Below are 21,738 nucleotides of genomic sequence, written 5' to 3'. Positions count from 1 at the left end.
CTGCGGCCACCCGGTCGTCAGGAACCGCCGCCCTGGGGGATACGCGCATGCGCGCACTGCGAATACTGCTGATCGTCGTCGTGATACTCGGCGGCCTCTTCGTGATCGCCGACCGCGTCGCGGTCAACTTCGCGGAGGGCGAGGTCGCGGACAAGCTGAGGACCACGGAGAACCTGGCCGCCACGCCGGACGTCTCCATCAAGGGCTTCCCCTTCCTCACCCAGGTCGCCGGCGGGGAACTGGACGACGTCCAGGTCGGCATCGAGGACTACCAGGCGGACACCGGCACCGAGGGCGGCACGATCCGTATCGACGACCTCACCGCGAACATGCGGGGCGTCGCGTTCTCCGGCGACTACAGCTCCGCCACCGCGGCCGACGCCACCGGCACCGCGTCCATCACCTACGCCGAGCTGCTCAAGGCCGCCCGGTCCCAGCCCACGGAGGTGGCCCCGGGCGTCACCGCCAACATCGTCGGCCTCTCCGACGGCGGCAACGGCAAGATCAAGGTCGAGATCGAGGCCACGGTGTTCGGCACCGAGCTGCCGGAACCGGTGTTCGTGCTGAGCACGGTCACCGCCGAGGGCGACACGGTGCGGGTGAACGCCGACACGCTGCCCTCGTTCAGCGGTGCCGACCTGGCCGAGAACCGGGTCCGTTCCATCACCGACTTCGAGCAGAAGATCGACGGCCTGCCCGGCGGCATCCAGCTCGACAAGGTGCAGGCCGCGCCGAACGGCGTGGAGATCACGGTGAAGGGTTCGAACGTCAAGCTCGCGGGGTAGGACGACGGCGGTCGGTGGACGGGCGGTGTCCGACAGGCGAGACGCCGCTTCCAGGCCGGAGGGGCGATGCCCCCGGCACCCGGCCGGGAACCGTGCGAACACGGCCCGGGCGCGGTTCTCTTCTCACATCGCGGACGATCGCGTCTCATAATGCGACACGCCGGTGACACGCCCGCCCGTCCGTCCCTACGATCGACCGCATGCAGTGCACTTTGAGCGTTCCCCGATCCGGGGGACAGGCGGATCTCACGAAGCGGCGGGCAGTGGACCTGTGCCGCGTCGCCGCCATGCTCTGTCGCACTTTCTGAGCGGAAGCGCCCGGCTTCCGCGTTCTCCCGCGCCCTGCCCGGGGCGGCCCCGTGCTGCCCCCCGGACACGAACGCGCGCGCCCGTCTCACTTCACGCCCCGCCGTAACTGCCCCGGAGGAGAAAAGCATGAGCCGCAGCGACGTCCTGGTAGACGCCGACTGGGTCGAGGCCAACCTCGACGACCCGAACATCGCGATCGTCGAGGTGGACGAGGACACGTCGGCGTACGAGAAGAACCACATCCGCAACGCGATCCGCATCGACTGGACCAAGGACCTCCAGGACCCGGTCCGCCGTGACTTCGTCGACCAGGAGGGCTTCGAGAAGCTCCTGTCGGCCAAGGGCATCGCCAACGACACACTGGTCATCCTGTACGGCGGCAACAACAACTGGTTCGCGTCCTACGCCTACTGGTACTTCAAGCTGTACGGCCACGAGAACGTCAAGCTTCTCGACGGCGGCCGCAAGAAGTGGGAGCTGGACGCCCGCGAGCTGGTCGAGGAGGTGCCCGAGCGCCCCACGACCGAGTACAAGGCCAAGCCGCAGAACACCGCGATCCGCGCCTTCCGTGACGACGTCGTCGCCGCGATCGGTGCGCAGAACCTGGTCGACGTCCGCTCGCCCGACGAGTTCAGCGGCAAGCTGCTCGCCCCGGCGCACCTCCCGCAGGAGCAGTCGCAGCGTCCGGGCCACGTCCCGTCCGCCCGCAACATCCCGTGGTCGAAGAACGCCAACGACGACGGCACCTTCAAGTCGGACGAGGAGCTCAAGGAGCTCTACGCCGAGGAGCAGGTGGACCTGGCCAAGGACACCATCGCCTACTGCCGCATCGGCGAGCGCTCGGCCCTGACCTGGTTCGTGCTGCACGAGCTGCTCGGTGTCGAGAACGTCAAGAACTACGACGGCTCCTGGACCGAGTACGGCTCCCTGGTGGGCGTGCCGATCGAGCTCGGCGCCAACAAGTAAGCACCCCGACCGACCTTTCATCACCCTTCAGGAGAACGACATGTGCGGAGCGAAGGCCGGCGGCCCGGACGCCTCGACGATCAAGCCCGGTGAGACCACCATCCAGGGTCAGGTGACCCGCGACGGCGAGCCGGTGACCGGCTACGTCCGGCTGCTGGACTCGACCGGCGAGTTCACCGCGGAGGTCCCGACGTCCGCGACGGGCCAGTTCCGCTTCTACGCGGCCGAGGGCACCTGGACCGTCCGCGCCCTCGTGCCCGGCGGCACCGCCGACCGCACGGTCGTCGCCCAGCAGGGCGGTCTCGCGGAGGTCGCGATCGCCGTCTGACGGCGGAGGAGTCGCCGAAGGGCCGCACCCCCGGGGGTGCGGCCCTTCGGCATGCCTGCGCGACCGGGCCGGGCCTACGCTGGACGTATGTACGCACGGCGGCGGCACACGTACTTCGCCCTGATGGGCACCTGCATCGCGCTGTTCGTCCTGGCCTGGGCCGTCGTACGCCTGTGGTCGGTGCCGGTGGCCGTCGGGATGTGCGTGGTGGCGATGGTCATCCCGCCGTTCGCCGCGGTGGTCGCCAACCGGCGCGGCCCCGACGACCGCTGGTGGGACGACCCCTCCGGCGACCCGACGTCCGACCAGTGGTGGGACGAGCTGGACGGCAGGAAACGGCCCCGGTAGACGGCGTACGTCTCAGTAGACGAGCGCCTGCGTCTCCTCCCCCAGCGCCTCCTGGACGAAGACCTGGGCGCCCGCGATCCGCACGCCCTCCAGGACGTCCTTCTCCGTGATGTCCCGGCGGGCCGCGCACTGCGTGCACAGGGTGACGCGGCCGGCCGCCAGGACCGAGTCGAGCAGGTCGGGCAGCGGGGCCGCGTGCGGCAGCTCGAACCCGGCGGCCCGCCCCGGCAGGGCGAACCAGGCGGACTCCCCGGTCAGCCACAGGGAGACCTCCACACCGCTGGCCACGGCCACCGCGGCCACCGTGAACGCCTGCGAGCAGCGCTCGGGGGCGTCCGCCCCGGCCGTCACCTTGATCACGAGCTTCTTCGCCATGGCCGAATCGTAATCAACACCCCTACAACTGCGGGTAGCGACCGCGAGTCTCACGTGAGCGCGCATACGGAATGCGCACTTCACGTTCTGTGGGGGGACGTCTTGGAAGTACCCGAAGAGGCCGCAAACACGCCGGTTGGGCCGGTTGCGGCGGTTGTGCCGGTCGCTCCGGTCGCTCCGGTCGCGGTGCCCGCCGAGGCCGGCGCGCCCCGGCCGCGCCGCCGTGGGCGTACGGCCGCGCTGATCGCCGGTGCGGCCGTGCTCGGCGTCGTCGCCGGCACCTGTGCCGGCTACCTCGTCCAGGCCGACCGCGAGCCGACGCGGCTGGCCTCGCTGTCGCAGCCGAGGCTGGCACAGGCGAAGGGCCCGGCACCCGAGCCGCTGTCCGCCGCCCGGGACCGCCGGGTGAGGACGGACGGGGACCTGCGCGAGCTGCTGGTGAAGAAGCCGGCCGGGATGAAGGCCGCCGAGTGGCTGGACGGCTCCGACGGCTGGATGGACCTGGCCGAGTACGCCGACAGCTACGAGGACCCGGCCGAGATGTTCGGCAACCTGGTCGGGGACGAGTTCCGCCGCGCCGCCGTCACCGGCTGGGAGGGCAGCACGTCCACGGTCGAGGTCCGGCTGATCCAGTTCCGGCAGGAGGAGGCCGTCGCCGCCGCCGACTCCGCGGACAGCGGCCACTACTGGGCCGACGCCGAGGACTCCACCGACAGCTGGGCCGTCCCCGGTACCGCCGACGGCAGGGCGTACGTGCACAAGGAGCCCGAGACCGAGGCCGGATACCTGCCGCTGTACAGCGCGGAGGCGCACGCCTGGCGCGGCGACATCGCCATGGAGATCTGGATCTACGACAGCGAGCCGATCTCCAAGAAGGCGATCCTGGACCTGGCCACACGGCAGATGGAGCGGCTGTGACCGACAACCCCAGCGAACAGCACGGCGCTCCCGGCGGCCCGGCGGCCCCGGAGCCCGCGGGCGCGCCGGCGGCTCCGCCCGCCCCCGCCACCCCTCCCGGCGGGGCCACCCCGCCCCCGGCCGGCCACGCGGGCACCGTCGGTCACGTGGGTGCCGTCGAGTTCGTCGTGCCGCCGCCGTATCCGGGCGGGGGCTACCCGGAGCCGGTGCCGGCGCCGCCCGGCCGGAACGGCGCTCTGCGCCGCCGGATCGCCACCGTGGCCGGTGCCCTGGTGGTGGCCGGGGCCGTCGTGGGCGGCGTCGGGTTCACCGCGGTCACCGTGGACGGTGCCGAGCGGGACGCCGGGGCGCCCGTCTGGCAGTTCCCGCCGAGCACGGCCGACGAGAAGAAGGCGGCCACCGTCCAGGGGGTCGCCGGTCTGCTCGTGCCGTACGGGACCGACGGGTGGTCCCGTGGTCCGGACCTCGGCCGGTACGGCTCCGACGCGCAGCTCAGCGGGGCCCAGGCGACCGCCCTGCGCAAGGAGTCGCTGAGCGGTCTGCCGCGTACCCAGCGCAGGAAGCTGGAGAAGGAGATCGACCGCCAGCGGCTCACCGGCATGGCGATGCGCAGCTACCTCAGCTCCGAGGCGAGCGCGCTCGGCGCGAACACGGGGACCTACTCGGTCAGCATCGTGCTCGCCCAGATGGAGTCCAAGGCGGCCGTCAAGGACATCTCCACGTTCCAGAACGAGTTCCTGGACGCCCTGGAGGTGTTCCGCGAGGGACCGGAGATCAAGGGCCACAAGAACGCCCAGTGCTTCCTGCCGCCCAAGGACGCCGAAACGGACCTCGACACCATGTTCTGCTCCGCCTACGAGGGCGACGTCCTGGTCACCGCCACGGCGGACGGGGTCAAGCCGCTCGACACCAAGGGGGTCGCGTTGCTGCTGCGCGAACAGCTGGACCGCATATCCGAGCCGGGGGAGGCGGTATGAGCACCGACCAGTCACCGGTCACGGACCCGCAGTCACCGGTCACGGACCCGCAGCCACCGGTCACGGACGCGCAGTCAGCCGTCACGGACGCGCAGTCAGTCGTCACGGACCCGCAGTCACCGGTCACCGACCCGCGGTCAGCCGTCACGGACCCGGCCGCCGGGCGGAGCGGGCCGCCCGTCCAGGCGCACCTCGTCTCCCCGGTGGTCGTCGAGCGGCCGCAGGCCGTCCTGCCGCCGTCGCCCGCTCCCTTCGCCGCACCCCCGCCCAGGGACCGCCGGGTCCTGCGGGCCGTGCTGCGCTGGACGGCGGCCGTCGTCGTCTTCGCGGTGGTCGGGGCGGGAGCGGCGTACGGGATCACGGAGATGGAGCGCACGGACGTACCGGGACTGGCGACGGAGTCGGACGGGCGCTGGGTGTACCCGGAGCTGACGAAGCCGCCGCTGCCGTCCGGCAGTCCGCGGCCGTTCGCCGACGCCAACAAGGCCGGTACCCACCACGCCGACCTGCGGGCTCTCGTGCTGCCCGCCCCCGAGGGCGCCACCGGTGACAAGGCGCTGCGCGGGGCGGACGGCTGGCTGGCGACGAAGGACTTCCTCGCGGAGTACGAACCCGAGGAGCGCGACGGCCTCCGGCAGCAGCTGACCGACCACGGCCTGCGGCACATCGCGGCCCGCGGCTGGACGACCCAGGACGGCACGCACACCCGCGTCTACCTCCTGCGCTTCGACACCGCGGCCGTCGTGGACGAGCTGTACACCGACCTCGCCGCGGCCGCCGGCCCCACGCACCTGGCGCGCGGCGCCGACTCGCTCGCCTTCGACGACCAGTTCCCGGAATCGGCCCGGCCCGACGACGTACAGCGCTCGGTCTACGTCGAGAACAAGCCGTACGGCGGCGAACAGGTCCGGCAGGCGTACCTGTCCGCCGGTGACGTCCTCGGGGTGATCGTCCAGTCCCGCGAGGGCGGCGCGCGCTCCGTCCCGTTCCAGCAGACGGTGGTCCTGCAGAGCCAGCTGCTGGGCTGAGCCCCGCGAGGGCGTACCTCACACGGAGTCCCGGGTCCCGGCCGCGTAAGCTGGGGCCCGGCCCTTGTGAACTGGCCATCCCACGAACGTCCGAGGAGCACTCCGTGCTTGAGGTTTTCTTCGAGGCCCTGCTGGTCCTGGTCTGCGTCGGCGTGCTCGCCTTCACGTGGCTGACGGTGAAGAAGCTGTACCAGGGCCAGCGCTGACCCACGTCTAGGAACTGCTGCTCATGATCGAGATCCCGTCCGACCTCCACAAGGACCTTGTCCCGCTCGTCTTCCTGCTCGGCAACTGGGCGGGCGCGGGCGTGCACGACTTCCCCGGCTCCGAGAAGTGCAACTTCGGACAGGAGGTCTCCTTCACGCACGACGGCCGGGACTTCCTGGAGTACCGCTCGCACACCTGGGTGCTCGACAACGACGGCAACAAGGTCAGGCCGCTGGAGTCCGAGTCCGGTTTCTGGCGCGTCGACGCCGGCCGCAAGGTCGAGGTGACGATGACCCGCGACGACGGCGTCGTCGAGGTCTGGTACGGCGAACTCGCCGCCAAGAAGCCGCAGATCGACCTGGTCACCGACGCGGTGGCGCGCACCGCCGCCTCCGGCCCCTACACCGGTGGCAAGCGGCTGTACGGCTACGTCAACAGCGACCTCATGTGGGTCGGCGAGAAGCAGACCCCGGAGGTCGAGCTGCGCCCCTACATGTCGGCCCACCTGAAGAAGGTCGTCACCCCCGAGGACGTCGAGCGCTGGGCCAAGGCCCTGCCCGACGACATGCCGGACGACGGCATCGCGTTCTTCAAGTAGTCCTAGACTCTTGGGTGTGGTGAGCACCGACTGGAAGAGTGACCTCAGGCAGCGCGGCTACCGGCTGACGCCGCAGCGGCAACTCGTGCTCGAAGCCGTGGACACCCTGGAACACGCGACCCCCGACGACATCCTCGTGGAAGTGAGGAAGACGGCGTCGGGGGTCAACATTTCCACCGTCTACCGGACGCTGGAGCTGCTGGAGGAGCTGGGGCTGGTCAGCCATGCCCATCTGGGGCACGGCGCGCCGACGTACCACCTCGCCGACCGGCACCATCACATCCACCTGGTCTGCCGTGACTGCACGAACGTGATCGAGGCGGACGTGTCGGTGGCCGCCGGATTCACCGCCAAGCTGCGGGACGAGTTCGGCTTCGAGACGGACATGAAGCACTTCGCGATCTTCGGGCGGTGCCAGGACTGTTCCGTAAAGCATTCAACTTCCGAGAGTTCAACTACCGAGTCGTAGGCTTAGGCGTATGAAGAGCCCTCTGCTGACCCTGCCCGGCGCCGTCCCCGCCGAAGGCGTGGACGAAGGCGTCGCCGCGCACTACGGCGACCTGTTCCGCGAGCAGCGCGCCCTCGCCGGCGGCACCGGTTTCGTGGACCTCTCGCACCGCGGAGTCGTCACGGTCACCGGCGAGGACCGGCTGAGCTGGCTGCACCTCCTGCTCACCCAGCACGTCAGCGACCTCCCGGCGGGCCAGGCCACCGAGGCGCTGATCCTGTCCGCGCACGGCCACATCGAGCACGCCCTGTACCTGGTCGACGACGGCTCGACGACCTGGGCGCACGTCGAACCCGGCACCCAGGAGGCGCTGGTCGGCTACCTGGAGTCGATGAAGTTCTTCTACCGGGTCGACGTCGCCGACCGCACCGCCGACTTCGCGGTCGTCCACCTGCCCGCCGGTTCGATCGCCGAGGTCCCCGAGGACGCCGCCGTACGCGAGACGGCCTACGGCCGTGACCTGTTCCTCCCGCGCGCGGACCTGGAGTCGTACGCCGAGAAGTCCGGTCCCGCGATCGGGATCCTCGGCTACGAGGCGCTCCGCGTCGAACAGCACCGCCCGCGTCTCGGCTTCGAGACCGACCACCGCACGATCCCGCACGAGCTGGGCTGGATCGACACCGCGGTGCATCTCCAGAAGGGCTGCTACCGCGGTCAGGAGACGGTGGCCCGGGTGCAGAACCTCGGCAAGCCGCCGCGCAGGCTCGTCTTCCTGCACCTCGACGGCAGCGAGGTGCACCTGCCCCCGGCCGGCACTGAACTGCGCCTCGCGGACGAGGGGCCCGACGGCCGCAAGATCGGCTTCATCACGACGTCCGCGCGCCACCACGAGCTCGGGCCGGTCGCCCTGGCCCTGGTGAAACGGAACGTGCCGCTGGACGCGCGGCTGGTCGCCGACAGTACGGCGGCGGCCCAGGAAGTCGTCGTGGAACCCTAGATCTCCACCAGGACGGTGAACGGGCCGTCGTTGGTCAGGGAGACCCGCATCCGCGCGCCGAAGCGGCCCGTCGCCACCGTGGCGCCGAGGGAGCGCAACTGTGCGACCACCTCGTCGACCAGCGGCTCGGCCGCGTCGCCCGGGGCGGCCGCGTTCCAGGTGGGGCGGCGGCCCTTGCGGGCGTCGCCGTAGAGGGTGAACTGGCTGATGACGAGGAGCGGGGCGTCGATGTCGCTGCACGACTTCTCGTCGGCCAGCATGCGGACCGACCACAGCTTGCGGGCGAGCTGAGCCGCCTTCTCCTTGGTGTCCTCGTGGGTCACGCCGACCAGGACGCACAGGCCCTCGCCGTCGATCTCCCCGACCGTCTCGCCGTCCACCACGACGCTCGCGCCGTCCACTCTCTGCACCACTGCACGCATGCCGACCATGATGCCGTGCGGCCGGGCGGCGGTCGTCAGGGGTGCCGACGGCCCGGGGAACATCCGGGTATCCCCGGGTTCTCCGGGGTTTTTCGCGTTCTCCGGGGTTTTTCGGGGTTCTTCGGAGATCTCCGGGGATCTCCGGAGAGTGCTTCTTTTGCTCCTTAAGCCCCCATCTGGGGCCGATCGAGGGCACTCGGTCACATAGCGGCTACTTGGGGTGGCACGATGCTTCCATTCGCCGGTCGAGGGGACGGTAGAGCCACATGATCACACCGAGTACCGGGCGGCTGGGCACCCAGCGGCCGCCCGTGCAGCGCACCGACAGCCCAGTGCTGCCCACTGACCCGCCCGAGCACGACCTGGCCGTGCTGAGCCTGCCCGAACTGCGCACCCTGCGCCGGGACGCCCAGCGCGACGAGGCCGACCTCAGCTACGTACGGCGGTTGCTCCAGGGGCGGATCGACATCCTGCGGGCGGAGCTGGCGCGCCGCGGGCCGACGTCCGTCGTGGCCGTGGGGGCGGAGGTGGCGTCGGTGGTCGAGCGGCTGCCGGAGATCCTCACCGACGCCCCGGCCCGGCACCGTTCCTCCGCCCGCCATGTGACGCTGGGCACTCCGCACAGCGAGGAGTACCGGCTGCTGGCGGCGGAGATGCTCTCCGAGGTCGAGCTCTCCGACCTGGCCGCGCGCACGGACCTGGAGCTGAGCACGGCGATGCGGCGGCTCGTGCGGTACGAGCAGCAGGTGTCCCGGCGCCGGCAGCGGCTCCAGCGCACGGCGGACGACTGCAGCGCGGAGATCGCCCGCAGGTACCGTGAGGGGGAAGCGCAAGTCGACGACCTGCTCGTGTGACGCGGCGGCCGTACCGGCGACCCCGGGGCCCGCTGCCCGGGCGGGTCCCCTCTCCGGAAGGCCACCGCCCATGTCCGCCTCGTCCGCCATACCGCCCGCCCTCGCCGAGGTCGTCCGCTCCGGCTTCGTCGAAGGGCGGCACCGCGGCAGCCTGGTCCTGCTGGACTCCGACGGGGCGGTGGAGCTGGCCCTCGGGGACGTGACGTCGCCCGTCTTCCCCCGCTCGTCCAACAAGCCGATGCAGGCGGCGGGCATCCTGCGGGCGGGCCTGGACCTGGCGGGCGAGCGCCTCGCCCTGGCCGCCGCCAGCCACTCCGGCGAGCCCTTCCACCGCGATCTGGTCCACAAGATGCTGGACGAGCACGGACTGGACGAGGAACTGCTCCAGTGCCCGCCGGACCTCCCGCTGGACGAGGCGGAGCGGGAGACGTACCTGGCGTCGGGCGCGGCGCGGTCCCGCGTGACCATGAACTGCTCCGGCAAGCACACGGCGATGCTGGCCGCGTGCGTGCTGCGCGAGTGGCCGCTGGAGACGTACCTCGCGGCCGGGCATCCGTTGCAGCGGCTCATCCACACGGTTGTGGAGGACGCGTCCGGCGAGCGGGTGGCCGCCGTCGGCACGGACGGCTGCGGCGCCCCCCTGATGGCGATCAGCCTCACCGGCCTGGCCCGCGCCTACCGCTCCTTCGTCCTCGCCGCCCCCGGCACCGCCGAACGCCGGGTCGCCGACGCCATGCGCACCCACCCCGAGTACGTCGCCGGCACCCGCCGCCCCGACACCTGGCTGATGCGTGAGATCCCCGGCACCCTCTCGAAGATGGGCGCGGAGGCCGTCCAGGCGGTCGCCCTGCCTGACGGCCGGGCCCTCGCGTTCAAGGTCGAGGACGGCGGGGGACGGGCCCTGGGGCCGGTGCTGGGGCGGGCGCTGGGCCTCATGGGGGTCGACGCGCCGGTGGTGGAGCGGGTCGGGCGGGCGCCGCTGACCGGCGGCGGGCGCGAAGTGGGGGAGATCCGGGCGGCCTTCTGAGAGCGGCGGCGGACGGGCCGGGGCGCCGCCCGCGCCGGGGGCGCCGTCCGGGAGTGGGAATGCCCGGGCCGGGGGCGCCGTCTGGGCGCGGGAATGCCCGTGTCGGGGGCGCCGTCCGGGAGTGGGAATGCCCGCGCCGGGGGCGCCGCCCGGGAGCGGAAATGCCCGCGACACCCCTCCCGCGCCCGCCTACCGTGGCTCCATGACGCGCCCGCACCCCGACATCGAGATACGCCCCGTCACCGAACCCGAACTCGGCGACTGGCTCCGCGCGGTGAACACCGGCTTCCTGCGCCCCCCGACCGTCCCCGACAGTGAGCTGGAGGCCCGCCGCACCCAGTTCGAGCCCGGACGCTTCCTCGGCGCCTTCGACGGCGGCCGGTGTGTCGCGACGTTCCGCTCCTTCGACCAGCAGCTCACCGCCGTCGGCGGCGCGGCCGTGCCCGCCGACGCGGTCACCGGCGTCACGGTCACCGCCACGCACCGCCGCCGCGGCCTGCTCACCCGCATGATGGCCCGGGACCTCACGGCCGCGAAGGACCGCGGAGACGTCGTCGCGACCCTGATCGCCGCCGAGTACCCGATCTACGGCCGCTACGGCTTCGGGGCCGCCACCTGGATGACCGAGTGGACGATCGACGTCCCGCGCACCGGCCTCGACCGACGCGGGCCCGTGCCGGAGGACGGCGGCCGTATCGACCTCGTGGACGCCGAGGACGTCCGCAAGGCCGGGCCCGAACTCCATGAGCGCGTCCGCCGGGCCCAGCCGGGCGCGGTGAGCCGCAACGAGATGTGGTGGCGGATCAACACCGGAGCCGTACGGCTCGACCCGAGCTGGACCGAGCCGTACTACGCGGCGTACCGCTCGGCGGACGGCGAGGTCGAGGGACTGGTCTCCTACGGGTCGGACGACAACTGGCACGACAAGCAGCCGCACAACACGGCGAGCGTGAACTGGCTGATCGCGTCGACCCCGGCCGCCGAACGCGCCCTGTGGCGCTACCTCTGCTCGATCGACTGGATCACCCGGGTCACGAGCGGCTGGCGGGCCCCCGACGACCTGCTCCCCTTCTTCCTGCCCGACCCGAGGGCGGCCAGGATCACCACGCAGTCGGACTGGCTGTGGGTGCGGGTCCTGGACGTCGTGCGCGCGCTGGAGGCGCGGACGTACGAGGGGGAGGGCGAGCTGGTGCTGGAGGTGGCCGACCGGGACGGGCTGAGCGGCGGGCGCTACCGGCTGGAGGCGTCGGCGGAGGGCGGCTCCTGCACGCCGACGACGGCCGACGCCGATCTCACCCTCGACGTGGGCGACCTGGCGGCCCTGTGGCTCGGCGACGAGTCGGCCGTACGGCTGGCCGCGCTCGGGCGGGTGCGGGAAGAACGAGCGGGCGCCGGCCGGTCGGCCGACGCCCTGCTGCGTACGTCCAGGCGCCCGTGGTGCCCGGACATCTTCTGACCTCCCTTACGACGACGGCGGGTTGCTGCTCGGCATCCGTGACGAGCTGTTCAGTTGTGGCGGTGCGTCCGTAGCGAGCTGTGAAGTTGTGGCTGTGCGGGTGCTGACGGTGTTCGGTTGTGGCGGTGCGGGTGCTGACGGTGTTCGGTTGTGGCGGTGCGTCCGTAGCGAGAGCTGTGAAGTTGTGGCTGTGCTGTGGCGACCGTGTTCAGTTGTGGCTGTGCGGACGGACCGACCGGGCTCCCGGCTCCCCTCCGGAAGGGAACCCGATCAGCCGGACTGGGCGAGCAGCATCACGAGGATCACCGCTCCGATCCCGCCGATCGCGACGCTCTTTACCTTGATTCCGACCGTGAGCGCGACGAAGGCGACGATGCCCATCGCGCCCAGCTTCCACTGGACGAACTGCTCGAAACCGACGGCAAGGGCAGCGAGGGCGATGGCGATGAGCGGCATGGCGGTCCTCCCTTCGGGACGGTGGTCCCTGCCGGCCGCCCAACTGGCCAACCTTGCGGAAGCTTGACCATGTTGCTCAAGTTGGCGACCAACTTAACTGTACTTATCTCCTCTTGGATGCGACTCATAACCACCTTCCGGCGAAGTGCCCAAAGATGGCGGGAAGTTGTAGTGTTCTGCCGTGGACCCGGAACACGCCGCCGTCAATGGGCGGAAGAGGGCACAGCGGTCACATCCGTCACATCGCGAGGTGGCCGACGAGTTGCGCGCCCGGATCCGGTCCGGGCGGCTGCGGCCGGGCCAGCGCATGCCGACCCAGGCCAAGCTGGCCGACGAGTTCGGGGTCGAGCGGGGTGTCGTGCGGCAGGCGCTGCACATCCTGCAGTCGGAGCAGCTGCTGACCAACGTTTCGAAGGGGAGTCCGGCGACCGTGGCCCCGGATCCGGCCCTGACCAGGCCGCCGACCGGGCCCGCCGCCCCGCCGCTGCCCACCACGGTGGCCCTCGCGCCCCGTATCGCGACCGCCTTCGCGGCCCCGCACGTCGAGATCGACGCCCTGTGCCTGACCTCGGTCTCGCTCACCCTCGCCATCGGCGAGCCACTGCGTCAGATCCACGCGGGGCGACTGAAACCAGCCAAAGTCGACGTCCGGCTGCTGCTGCCGAGCCGGGACATCGAGCTGGCCTTTCCGGTGCGGGTCGAGGGGCGCGGCGACGACGACCTCGTGCACGACCGCTGGCTGGCCCAGCGCAACGCCCAGGGGCAGGTGCTCAGGCACAACCTGCTGGCCCTGCGCGCCACCCACGGCATCGACGTGCAGGTCTCCTTCCGCGCCCTGCCCTTCACCCCGCCGGTGAAGCTGTATCTGCTCAACGGGGCGGAGGCGCTGTTCGCGTACTACACGCTGGGCCGGCACGAGGCGGAGATCGACCACGAGCATTTGCAGACGTACGACGCCGAGGGCACCCGGTCGATGCTGTTCGCCTTCGAGCAGGGCGCCGGCCTGCGGGACACGGCCTTCGTGGAGCAGTCCCACCTGTGGTTCAACGCCCTGTGGGAGACCATCAGTTCGGAGCTGACGCTCACGAGCTGAGGTCTCCCACAGCGGACCGGCCGGGGCGCGCCGGGCTCATAGGGCGGGCCCCGACACGAGCAGGGCGAGCACGACGGCGCCGACGGAGCTGACGGCCGGGCTCTTGGCCTTGATGCCGACGGTGAGCAGGAGCAGGCCGACGATGCCGGTGACGCCGTACTTCCACTGGACGGTCTGCTCGATGCCGACGACGAGAACGGCGGAGAGGAGGGCGAGTACAGGCACGATGTTCCCCCTTCGGGCTTCCGGGGCGGGCGGATGTGGGGGTGCGGAGGCAGAACTTCCGCCAACTTCTCTAAGTTGGCAGCCAACTCTATAGTAGTTGTCCCCACTTGGTCGCCACTCATAAACAACTTTCAAACAACTCCCGTCAAGTGGATCGAAGTTGTAGCGTTTGGTCGTGACTCAGGAGAACGTGGCAGTGAACGGCAGCAGAAAGCTCTCGCCCCAGGAGATCGCCGACGTCCTGCGGGAGCGGATCCGCAGCGGTGACCTGAGGGCGGGAGACCGCCTGCCCACCCAGGCCGAGCTCGCCGAGGAGTTCGGCGTGGAGCGCGGTACCGTCCGTCAGGCCCTGCGCGCCCTCCAGGACGACGGCCTCCTGAGCAACGTCAGCAAGGGCAGTCCGCCCCGGATCGCGGAACCGGCCCACACCACGGCGGGGGAGCAGCCGCAGCCGACGATGGTGGGGCTCGCGCCGCGGCTGACGGAGGCGTTCGGCGCCGCCCACGTCCGCGTGGACGCGGCCTGTCTCACCGCCGAGTCGCTGATGCTGGCCCTGGGGGAGCCCATCCGGCAGATCCACGAGGGCCGCATCCGGCCCGAGTCGGTCGACGTCCGTATCCTGCTGCCCTCCCGCGAGATCCCGCTCGCCTTCCCCGTCCCGGTCGAGGGCCGCGGTGAGGACAGCGACCCGATCCATCAGCGCTGGCTGACCCAGCGCAACGCGCAGGGCCACGTCCTCAAGCACAACCTGCTCGCCCTGCGCTCCTCCCACGGCATCGACGTCCAGGTCAGGTTCCGCGCCCTGCCGTTCACCCCGCCGGTGAAGCTGTACCTCCTGAACGAGGGGGAGGCCCTGATCGCGTACTACATGATCACGCGGCGGGAGGAACCGTCGGACAGCGGCGTGCTCGACATGTACGACGTCCTGGGCACGGAATCCCTCCTCTTCTCGTTCGAGCGACGGGCGGGGCAGCGGGACGCCGCGTTCGTCGAGGAATCGCAGAAGTGGTTCGACGCCCTCTGGGAAACCATCACGACGGACCTGACACTCTCCTAGTGACTTCTGATACGACGCAGACTGAACCCGTGGCAGCCCGGACCGAGGCACTGCGAGAACTGATCACCCGCGCGCGTGTCGTGCTCTGGGACTTCGACGGCCCGGTCTGCCGCCTGTTCGCCGGCCACGCGGCGGCCAAGGTGGCGGACGACCTCGTGGAGTGGCTGGAGGGGCGGGGCCTGCACGGCCTGCTGACCGACGAGGAACGCCGCTCCCTGGACCCGCACATAGTCCTGCGCGCCCTCGACCGCAGACATCCCGGCAGTGACCTGGTGGACGAGCTGGAGGAACGTCTCACCCAGGAAGAACTGCGGGCCACCTCCTCCGCCATGCCCACCCCGTACGCGGACCCGCTGATCCGCACCTGGACGGCGGTCGGGGCGCGGCTGGCCATCGCCACGAACAACTCCCCGCGGGTGGTCCGCACCTACCTGGCGAGCCGAGAGCTCACCTCCTGCTTCGCACCGCACATCTACGGCCGCACCCAGGCGCTCCACCACCTCAAGCCGGACCCCCACTGCCTCAACCGGGCCCTGAACGCCATGGGTTCGGCGCCCTCGGACGCGCTGATGATCGGCGACACCCCCTCGGACCTCTACGCGGCGCAGGCGGCCGGCGTGCCCTTCCTCGGCTACGCGCGCAACGAGCGCAAGGAGAAGCTGCTGCGGGACGCGGGCGCCACGGTGACCGTCGCCACGCTGGAACCGGTGCTCAAGCTGACGCGCGCGCACGCCTGAGTCATCAGCGGCGCGCACACGACGGCCGCCCCGGGCCGCCCCGTTCGGGAGCCGGAGCACTCCACCGACAGCACGCGTCTCGAGCCGGCCTTCATCGGCCAGCTGCCGCAGCGCGGCAGGGCAGCGGGTCGATCGTGGTCAGGACCCGGCGCGCGCAGTCCTCGGCGCCAAGGTCACCGGGCCGCGCGCAGGGGTGACGCCGGCCCCGCTCATCGGTGGGGCCTCGGTGTGGGGGCTGCTCGCGGAACAGCCGTCGGGAGGCGCCGGAGGGCGGTACGGCGGGTCCGCGGAGCCGCTGCCGGGTTGCTGTAGCATGCCCGCACCGACTGAGCGATCGCTCGCCTTCGTTCGTATGGATGGGCCTGTCGGCCGCACGCGAACAGATCCAGCAGAACAGTGGCGAACCACCCGTTGGAGCCACGCGAGCGTCACTCCGTCGTGCGCGGCGCCCACCGTGTGCTTACCGTTTGCCCAAGCCACCCCCATCTCGCTTCCGGAGCGGCCAGTGGACGCAGCTTCCCATCCCCGTTCCGTCGCCAGGGAACGCGTCACGCCCGACGACGTCCACCGGGCGTTCGTGGGAAGGGCCGTGCGGCTGGGCGAGTCCACCAGCGGACACCACCACCAGAACTACGTGCTCCCGCTGACCGAGCCGATGGCGGGGTTGTGCGGTCGTCCGCCGGGCACCTACGTCACCGTGCGGCTCCGGCGCGCGGACGCGCTGCCCGTGGTGATCAGGACGTGGCCGAACGAGGTGGAGATCCTCGACGCCGTCAAGGGGATCCTGCCCGATGTGCCGGAGTGCCTCGTCAAGGGGGACCACTTCGCCGTCCACAGTCATGTGGAAGGCGTACCCCTCTCCGCGGTGTGCGGGAACGGCAAGCCTGTGGACAGCCTGCTCATCAAGGCGCTGGCCGGCCTGCTCGCCCAGATGGCCACGGTGAGGCGGGGGACGCTGCCGCCCCTGCCGGCCGCCTGGCCCAGCAACGAGCTGGACAGCCAGGGGTTCCTGCGCACGCTGGCGCACCTCGCGGACCAGCAGATCAGACGCCCCAACCGGGTGGAGTTCGGCGGGCTGTTCGCGGCGCTCGGCATCCCCGAGGACGCCCTGCCGCGGTTGGCCGAACGGGTCCCCGCCATGGCCCGGCGGCCCTACAGCCTGCTCCACACGGACCTGCACCGCGACAACCTGATCGTGCCGTACACCGGCGACCCGCCCCTCATCTGCGTCGACTGGGAACTGGCGACCTACGGCGACCCCCTGCACGACCTCGCGACCCACCTCGTGCGCATGCGGTACCCGGACCACCAGGGGGACGAGGTGATCGACGCGTGGGCGCAGGCCATGCAGCGTACGCGTCCCGCCGCCGTCAACGGTCTGGCCCGGGACCTGCGCCACTACCTGGCCTTCGAGCGCGCGCAGTCCGTCTACCCCGACGTGATGCGGGCTGCGCGGTCGCTGGAGGAGACACGCACCCGGAAGAGCCTGGACGACGCGACCGCGGAGGTGCGCCGGGCGCTGGAAGCGGCGGAGGAGCCGCTGCGGCTCAGGAACCTGCCGGGCACGGGCGAGATCGAGCGGGCCCTGTTCCGGTGGCTGACGTCCCGTGGCGGCGCCTCCTCCGAGGGCGAGGGGCGGCTCGTGCCCACCCCGCGCTGGCAGCCGGACCGGCGTCTTCCCGATCATCCTGACTTTCCCGCCTCCGCCGTGCGGGAGGCCCTGGTGGCGGAGGGAGCGGCCCCGGCGTGCCGGGTCTTCAAGGGGACCGCGCACCTCAACACCGTGGTCCGGGTGCCGAGCGTCGACTTCCCCGTGGTCGTACGGCGCAAGCTGCCCGACGTCTGCCGCCGGGAGCGCAGCTTCCTGAGCGAGCACGCCGTCCTGCGGGCCATCGAGCAGGCGGGCGGCGCCGTGGCGGCACCGAGGGCGCTGGCGCTGGGGGAGAGTTATCCGAACGACCGCTTCGCCATCCACACGTACGTCGGACCGCGCGACATCGACAGGCCGCCGAGCCACCCGGTGTACGGACTGCTGCCGCACGAGGCCGACAAGCTCGTCGACCAGCTCTGCGCCCTGACGCGGGTGAACTACCGGCAGGTGGATCCGGCCGCGGGCGAGGGTGGCTTCCACGACTGGCTGCGCGGCCAGCTCGTGGCGCTGGTGGGGGACCTGCCGAAGGAGTCGCAGCACCTGGCCCGGCTGCTCGGGCTGCCCGACGAGGACGGCTTGCGACGGATCCTGTCCCGACACGAGGTGAGCCGGCGGGAGCCGGCCCTGCTGCACGGCGACCTGAACCCGTGGAACCTCGTACGGCGTGACGACCACCTCGCGCTGACGATCATCGACTGGGAGATGGCGCTGGTCGGTGACCCGCTGTACGACCTGGTCCGGCACATGCACCTCACCCCCACCCGGCCGGAGATCCGGGACCGGATGTTCCGCCGCTGGGAGCGGAAGCTGCCGTCCGCGTACACCCTGGACTGGCGCAAGGACTGGCGGGTGTACCGCTGGATCGAGATCGTCCGGTCCGCCTACGTCGACCTCGACCGGCTGGTGACGGGGGCGAGCCTGGACGCCCCCAACGTCCGCCGGGCCGTGGACTCCTACGCGATGACCCTGGCGGCGGCGATGGGCTCGCTGGGCCTGGCCGCCCGCCCGACGGTGAACCCCTGTCTCGCCCGTGTCCTGCCCGGGCTCTGGCGTGGGGAGACCGTGACGGAACCCAAGGCCGGGTTCCGCGGAGGCATGTGACCCTCCGTCGGGCTTCGCGGGCTTGGCGGACCTTGCCGATGCGGAGGGCACGGCCGCCGCCGAGGCGGCCGTCGCCCTCCGGACCAAGCACTCCGACGGCCTCTGGGAGCCGGCGGCCGTTCCGGCGTGGCGGCGAGCGGCGCCGGCCTGAGGGGCTCACACCCGCAGGACCACCTTGCCGGTCAGGTGGCGGCCCTCGACGGCCGCGTGCGCGGCGCTCGCCTCCTCCAGCGGGAACACCGCCCCCACCACCGGCCGCAGCCGCCCCGCGGCCGCCTCCTGCGACGCGTGGGCCCGCAAGCGCTGGATGTCCGGCGCCGGGAACTGCACGTCGGCGATGCCCAGCAGCCGTACGTCCCGCCGGTGCGCCTCCTGCGTGTCCACGGTCGCGAACCCGCCCGTCGGTGCCCCGTGGGCGGAGAACCGGCCCCCGTCGGCCGTCAACGCGAAGGCGGTGGCGCCCGGTTCGCCGCCCACGCCGTCCAGGACCACGTCGGCCGCCCCGCCCAGGGCCGCACGGGCCCGGGACGGCCAGTCGGCGGCCGTCAGGTCCACCGCGGCGGACGCGCCGAGCTCACGGACCAGCGCCAGCTTCTCGGCGCCCCGGGCCAGTGCCACCACGTGCGCCCCCCGTGCCCGGGCGGCCAGCTGCACCAGGAGCGTGCCCATGCCGCCCGAGGCGCCGAGGATCAGGACGCGGTCGGCGGACGTCACCGACGTCAGTTCGACCAGCCCCGTCGCGGTGACGCCGTCGTGCACGAGGGCCGCGGCGGGCAGGAGGTCCAGGGTGTCCGGTACGACCGTCAGGGCGTCGGTCGCCGCGACCGCCCGGGAGGCGTAGCCGCCCTGGACGAAGGACGCCACCCTGCGGCCCAGCCACTCGCCGGGGACGTCCGGGCCGAGGGCGGCCACCGTGCCGGAGACGCCGCCGCCGGGGACGTACGGCGGCGTGACGGTGAAGTGGTCGCGGACCCCGCCGGCGCGGATCTGGGTCTCCACGAAGATCGTGTCGACGAAGGAGACCTCGATCAGCACCTCGCCCGGGCCGGGCACCGGGTCCGGCAGGTCGGCCGGGACCAGAACCTCCGGACCGCCGAACTCCTTCACCTGTATCGCTCGCATGACGTGCCTCCGTCTGGGTTCGCCCGATGGTGCTTGCCGTGTTCGGTTCGGTGACGCTTGTTCCTTGCGTGTGCATGGAGTCTTCGACCTCGACCAGGGTTGAGGTCAAGGGGCGGTCGTCGTCCTGGCGCGTAGGCAAGGCGGCATGCCCCGATGGAGTGCCGGGCGATCGCCCGCCGGACCCCCTTCGGCTCCGTCACGGTCCTCGGCGACCTGGCCCAGGGCGCCACACCGTGGGCGGCCCGGTCGTGGGACACGGTCCTGCGCCACCTCGGGGAGCCCGACACGGCCGTGGTGCCGCTGACCACGGGATTCCGGGTGCCGCAGGCCGTCATGACGCCGGCGAACCGGCTGCTGGCCAGACGGGAGGTGGACGTCCCGCCGGTCCGTTCACTGCGCGCCGACGGCGCGTTGCGGATCCGGCAGGCCGCGGCGGGCGGTCTGCTCGACGCGGTCGTGGACGCCGTACGGGAGGCGCTGGGCCGCGAGGGGTCGGTCGGGGTCGTCGCGGCGGACGCGGACGTGGCCCGGGTAGGTGCGGGGGAAGCCTTCGGATCCGGGCCGGAACGGAAGGCGCCCCCGGTCACCGGTGGTCGCCGACCGCTCAGACCGCGTCGAGGAGTGGGATCAACTGCTCCTCCTCGTAGGTCAGATGGGCTTCCAGTTCCGCCGTGAGGCGCTCCACCTCCGCGCGGGCCGTCTCGCGGTCCGTGTCCGCGGCGGTCACCACGCGGCGCAGGTCGTCGGCGAGGGCCGCGATCCGCTCGTGCTCCGCGCGCAGCCGGGCGAGCGCCGGACCGGCCTGCGGGTGGCGGTCGGCCAGGTGCGGGAACAGCCCGAGGTCCTCGCCGGTGTGGTGGTTGTGCAGGCCCTGGCAGAACGTCAGGCAGTTGACGCGGAGCTGGGCGCCGAGCGTGGACGTGCCCGCGCTCATCTCCTCGCGGATCTGGGCGAGTTCGCGGCGGAAGGCGTCGTGGACGACTTTGACCGCCTCGCCGAAGGAGTCCGCGTTGATGTTCGGCGGACCGCCCTGGGCGATCTCGTACAGGGCGACCACCGGGAGCACCCGCTCCGTCTTCTCCTGGTACGCCGCCCAGCCCGGGTCCGCCTCCACGGCCCGCGCGAAGGCCTGGTCGCGTTCCTCGCCGGTGAGGACGACGGCCCGCGCCTCGTACGTGAACGCGCCGCTCTCCACGGTGGCGTGGGGATGCGCGAGGAGGTTGCGGTACCAGTGCGGATGCCGGGGCGCGCCGCCGGCCGAGGCGATGACCAGGATGCGCTCGCCGCCGTCGGGCAGGTAGCCGAGAGGGGTGGTGTGCGGGGTGCCGGTGCGGGCGCCGGTGGTGGTGAGGAGGATCAGCCGGGCGCCCTCGAAGAAGCCGCCCACGCGGCCCTTGCGGGCGCGGAACTCGTCGATGATCTGGTCATTGAAGGGGTTGGGCACTCTCTCTTCTTTCTCTGTCGCTGGAGTCTTCGGAAAGGCGTCTCGAAGGCGGCGCAGAGAAAGAGGCGGGCTCCTGGCCCGCCCCGGCCTCACTCGGAGGCCGGGCACCCAACTCGTTCACGGCACAAGGCCGACCCGGCAGTCATGCGGGCACGGTAACGTCGGCCGCGTGAACGACGCCACCGAGTTTCTGGACATCCCCACGACCACACTGGCCGACCTGCTGGGCCGTGAGCGGGTCATGGACTCCGGGCTCCGGCCGCTGTGGGGCCCGGTGCCACGGATCGCCGGACCGGCGTTCACCGTACGGTGCCCGCCCGGGGACAACCTGATGCTGCACGCGGCGATCCACCGGGCCCGCCCCGGCTCGGTGATCGTCGTGCAGTCGGGCGACCTGGACTTCGCGCTGGCCGGCGGCAACGTGTGCGCCGTCGCGCATCGCCGGGGCATCGCGGGCCTGGTCGCCGACGGGGTGATCCGCGACCTCGCGGAGGTACGGGAGCTGCGCTTCCCCGTCTTCGCCCGGGGCGTCATCCCGATCCCCGGCACCAAGGCGGCGGTGGCCCCGTTCGGCGAACGGGTGCGCTGCGGCGGGGTCCTGGTCGACCCCGATGACGTCGTGGTCGCCGACGAGGAGGGGGTCGTGGCCGTCCCCGCGGCCCGTCGGCAGGAGATCCTCACCGCCGCCCGGGCCAAGCTGGCCAAGGAGGCGGCGGAGACCCTGGACGAGTGGGAGACGGCCCACCGGACGCGGATCGACGAGATCCTGGCGGCGAAGGGGTTCGAACCGAGGGCTGAGGGCTGAGGGC

Annotated in this window: 25 protein-coding genes and 1 pseudogene; 20 read left to right on the top strand and 6 right to left on the bottom strand. The window is 71.9% G+C overall.

Annotation, left to right across the window (positions count from 1 at the left end):
- Nucleotides 1-47 precede the first annotated feature (47 nt).
- The 5 genes from QQS16_RS20300 to QQS16_RS20285 all read left to right on the top strand — a co-directional run bounded on the left by QQS16_RS20300 (nucleotide 48) and on the right by QQS16_RS20285 (nucleotide 2,736).
- Nucleotides 48-785 (top strand): LmeA family phospholipid-binding protein, encoded by a 738-nt coding sequence (locus QQS16_RS20300; RefSeq protein ID WP_286063253.1) that lies wholly within the window; start codon nucleotides 48-50, stop codon nucleotides 783-785.
- A 200-nt stretch (nucleotides 786-985) separates the two neighbouring features.
- Nucleotides 986-1,093 (top strand): putative leader peptide, encoded by a 108-nt coding sequence (locus tag QQS16_RS43535; RefSeq protein ID WP_353479679.1) that lies wholly within the window; start codon nucleotides 986-988, stop codon nucleotides 1,091-1,093.
- A 127-nt stretch (nucleotides 1,094-1,220) separates the two neighbouring features.
- Nucleotides 1,221-2,060, top strand: a complete 840-nt coding sequence (locus QQS16_RS20295) for a sulfurtransferase (RefSeq protein ID WP_286063252.1) — start codon at nucleotides 1,221-1,223, stop codon at nucleotides 2,058-2,060.
- 40 nt (nucleotides 2,061-2,100) lie between these two features.
- Entirely contained in the window at nucleotides 2,101-2,388 is a 288-nt protein-coding gene (locus tag QQS16_RS20290; RefSeq protein WP_004986406.1) for a DUF1416 domain-containing protein, read from the top strand.
- An 87-nt stretch (nucleotides 2,389-2,475) separates the two neighbouring features.
- Complete coding sequence (locus tag QQS16_RS20285) at nucleotides 2,476-2,736, top strand: DUF3099 domain-containing protein (protein ID WP_286063251.1); 261 nt, start codon at nucleotides 2,476-2,478, stop codon at nucleotides 2,734-2,736.
- 12 nt (nucleotides 2,737-2,748) lie between these two features.
- Here the strand turns inward: QQS16_RS20285 and QQS16_RS20280 are convergent, their stop codons facing one another.
- Entirely contained in the window at nucleotides 2,749-3,111 is a 363-nt protein-coding gene (locus QQS16_RS20280; protein ID WP_286063250.1) for a DsrE family protein, read from the bottom strand.
- Between the two features lie 54 nt (nucleotides 3,112-3,165).
- On the opposite strand from QQS16_RS20280, the gene QQS16_RS20275 reads away from it, so the two are divergent.
- The 6 genes from QQS16_RS20275 (at nucleotide 3,166) to ygfZ (ending at nucleotide 8,284) form a co-directional block, all read left to right on the top strand.
- Nucleotides 3,166-4,029 carry a hypothetical protein gene (locus tag QQS16_RS20275; RefSeq protein WP_502963814.1) on the top strand — a complete coding sequence of 288 codons (864 nt, stop codon included), beginning with the start codon at nucleotides 3,166-3,168 and terminating at the stop codon, nucleotides 4,027-4,029.
- Nucleotides 4,026-5,006 carry a hypothetical protein gene (locus QQS16_RS20270; RefSeq protein WP_353479678.1) on the top strand — a complete coding sequence of 327 codons (981 nt, stop codon included), beginning with the start codon at nucleotides 4,026-4,028 and terminating at the stop codon, nucleotides 5,004-5,006. Before QQS16_RS20275 ends, QQS16_RS20270 begins: the two co-directional genes overlap by 4 nt.
- A gap of 203 nt (nucleotides 5,007-5,209) precedes the next feature.
- Nucleotides 5,210-6,034: a hypothetical protein gene (locus QQS16_RS20265; RefSeq protein ID WP_502963916.1), complete on the top strand. Its 825-nt coding sequence runs from the start codon at nucleotides 5,210-5,212 to the stop codon at nucleotides 6,032-6,034.
- A gap of 229 nt (nucleotides 6,035-6,263) precedes the next feature.
- Complete coding sequence (locus QQS16_RS20260; protein WP_286063248.1) at nucleotides 6,264-6,839, top strand: heme-binding beta-barrel domain-containing protein; 576 nt, start codon at nucleotides 6,264-6,266, stop codon at nucleotides 6,837-6,839.
- 16 nt (nucleotides 6,840-6,855) lie between these two features.
- Nucleotides 6,856-7,308, top strand: a complete 453-nt coding sequence (locus QQS16_RS20255) for a Fur family transcriptional regulator (protein ID WP_286063247.1) — start codon at nucleotides 6,856-6,858, stop codon at nucleotides 7,306-7,308.
- A gap of 10 nt (nucleotides 7,309-7,318) precedes the next feature.
- Nucleotides 7,319-8,284, top strand: a complete 966-nt coding sequence (gene ygfZ / locus QQS16_RS20250) for a CAF17-like 4Fe-4S cluster assembly/insertion protein YgfZ (protein ID WP_286063246.1) — start codon at nucleotides 7,319-7,321, stop codon at nucleotides 8,282-8,284.
- On the opposite strand, the gene dtd is transcribed toward ygfZ, so the two are convergent.
- Entirely contained in the window at nucleotides 8,281-8,706 is a 426-nt protein-coding gene (dtd, locus tag QQS16_RS20245) for a D-aminoacyl-tRNA deacylase (protein ID WP_286063245.1), read from the bottom strand. The genes ygfZ and dtd overlap by 4 nt on opposite strands.
- Nucleotides 8,707-8,972: 266 nt before the next feature.
- Between dtd and QQS16_RS20240 the strand changes: the two genes are divergently transcribed.
- The 3 genes from QQS16_RS20240 to QQS16_RS20230 all read left to right on the top strand — a co-directional run bounded on the left by QQS16_RS20240 (nucleotide 8,973) and on the right by QQS16_RS20230 (nucleotide 12,043).
- Nucleotides 8,973-9,560, top strand: coding sequence for an RsiG family protein (locus tag QQS16_RS20240; protein ID WP_286063244.1), 588 nt, complete (start codon nucleotides 8,973-8,975; stop codon nucleotides 9,558-9,560).
- 70 nt (nucleotides 9,561-9,630) lie between these two features.
- A complete protein-coding gene (locus QQS16_RS20235) occupies nucleotides 9,631-10,587 on the top strand; it encodes an asparaginase (RefSeq protein ID WP_286063243.1) in 957 nt (318 codons plus the stop codon).
- Between the two features lie 202 nt (nucleotides 10,588-10,789).
- Nucleotides 10,790-12,043, top strand: a complete 1,254-nt coding sequence (locus QQS16_RS20230) for a GNAT family N-acetyltransferase (protein WP_286063242.1) — start codon at nucleotides 10,790-10,792, stop codon at nucleotides 12,041-12,043.
- 270 nt (nucleotides 12,044-12,313) lie between these two features.
- On the opposite strand, the gene QQS16_RS20225 is transcribed toward QQS16_RS20230, so the two are convergent.
- On the bottom strand, nucleotides 12,314-12,499 hold the full coding sequence (locus QQS16_RS20225) for a hypothetical protein (protein ID WP_286063241.1): 186 nt from the start codon (nucleotides 12,497-12,499) through the stop codon (nucleotides 12,314-12,316).
- Between the two features lie 181 nt (nucleotides 12,500-12,680).
- Between QQS16_RS20225 and QQS16_RS20220 the strand changes: the two genes are divergently transcribed.
- Entirely contained in the window at nucleotides 12,681-13,592 is a 912-nt protein-coding gene (locus tag QQS16_RS20220) for a winged helix-turn-helix domain-containing protein (RefSeq protein ID WP_286063240.1), read from the top strand.
- Between the two features lie 36 nt (nucleotides 13,593-13,628).
- Here QQS16_RS20220 and QQS16_RS20215 read toward each other — a convergent pair whose 3' ends face one another.
- On the bottom strand, nucleotides 13,629-13,817 hold the full coding sequence (locus QQS16_RS20215; protein ID WP_286063239.1) for a hypothetical protein: 189 nt from the start codon (nucleotides 13,815-13,817) through the stop codon (nucleotides 13,629-13,631).
- Between the two features lie 169 nt (nucleotides 13,818-13,986).
- Here QQS16_RS20215 and QQS16_RS20210 point away from each other — a divergent pair, with 169 nt between their 5' ends.
- The 3 genes from QQS16_RS20210 (at nucleotide 13,987) to QQS16_RS20200 (ending at nucleotide 18,363) form a co-directional block, all read left to right on the top strand.
- Nucleotides 13,987-14,874: a GntR family transcriptional regulator gene (locus QQS16_RS20210; RefSeq protein ID WP_286063238.1), complete on the top strand. Its 888-nt coding sequence runs from the start codon at nucleotides 13,987-13,989 to the stop codon at nucleotides 14,872-14,874.
- Nucleotides 14,874-15,611: an HAD family hydrolase gene (locus QQS16_RS20205; protein ID WP_286063237.1), complete on the top strand. Its 738-nt coding sequence runs from the start codon at nucleotides 14,874-14,876 to the stop codon at nucleotides 15,609-15,611. The genes QQS16_RS20210 and QQS16_RS20205 overlap by 1 nt, the downstream gene beginning before the upstream one ends.
- A 655-nt stretch (nucleotides 15,612-16,266) precedes the next feature.
- A complete protein-coding gene (locus QQS16_RS20200) occupies nucleotides 16,267-18,363 on the top strand; it encodes a phosphotransferase family protein (RefSeq protein ID WP_286066391.1) in 2,097 nt (698 codons plus the stop codon).
- Nucleotides 18,364-18,519: 156 nt separating this feature from the next.
- Here QQS16_RS20200 and QQS16_RS20195 read toward each other — a convergent pair whose 3' ends face one another.
- On the bottom strand, nucleotides 18,520-19,485 hold the full coding sequence (locus tag QQS16_RS20195; RefSeq protein WP_286063236.1) for a zinc-binding dehydrogenase: 966 nt from the start codon (nucleotides 19,483-19,485) through the stop codon (nucleotides 18,520-18,522).
- Between the two features lie 147 nt (nucleotides 19,486-19,632).
- On the opposite strand from QQS16_RS20195, the pseudogene QQS16_RS20190 reads away from it, so the two are divergent.
- Nucleotides 19,633-20,052 (top strand): annotated as a pseudogene (locus QQS16_RS20190) (AAA family ATPase); the annotation flags it as partial.
- 37 nt (nucleotides 20,053-20,089) lie between these two features.
- On the opposite strand, the gene QQS16_RS20185 reads toward QQS16_RS20190, so the two are convergent.
- Nucleotides 20,090-20,929, bottom strand: coding sequence for a nitroreductase/quinone reductase family protein (locus tag QQS16_RS20185; RefSeq protein WP_286063235.1), 840 nt, complete (start codon nucleotides 20,927-20,929; stop codon nucleotides 20,090-20,092).
- A gap of 169 nt (nucleotides 20,930-21,098) precedes the next feature.
- On the opposite strand from QQS16_RS20185, the gene QQS16_RS20180 reads away from it, so the two are divergent.
- On the top strand, nucleotides 21,099-21,734 hold the full coding sequence (locus QQS16_RS20180) for an RraA family protein (protein ID WP_286063234.1): 636 nt from the start codon (nucleotides 21,099-21,101) through the stop codon (nucleotides 21,732-21,734).
- Nucleotides 21,735-21,738 lie beyond the last annotated feature (4 nt).

It is taken from the genome of Streptomyces sp. ALI-76-A (assembly GCF_030287445.1).
Classification (GTDB): domain Bacteria; phylum Actinomycetota; class Actinomycetes; order Streptomycetales; family Streptomycetaceae; genus Streptomyces.
This window is presented reverse-complemented; position numbering and strand designations above follow the sequence as displayed.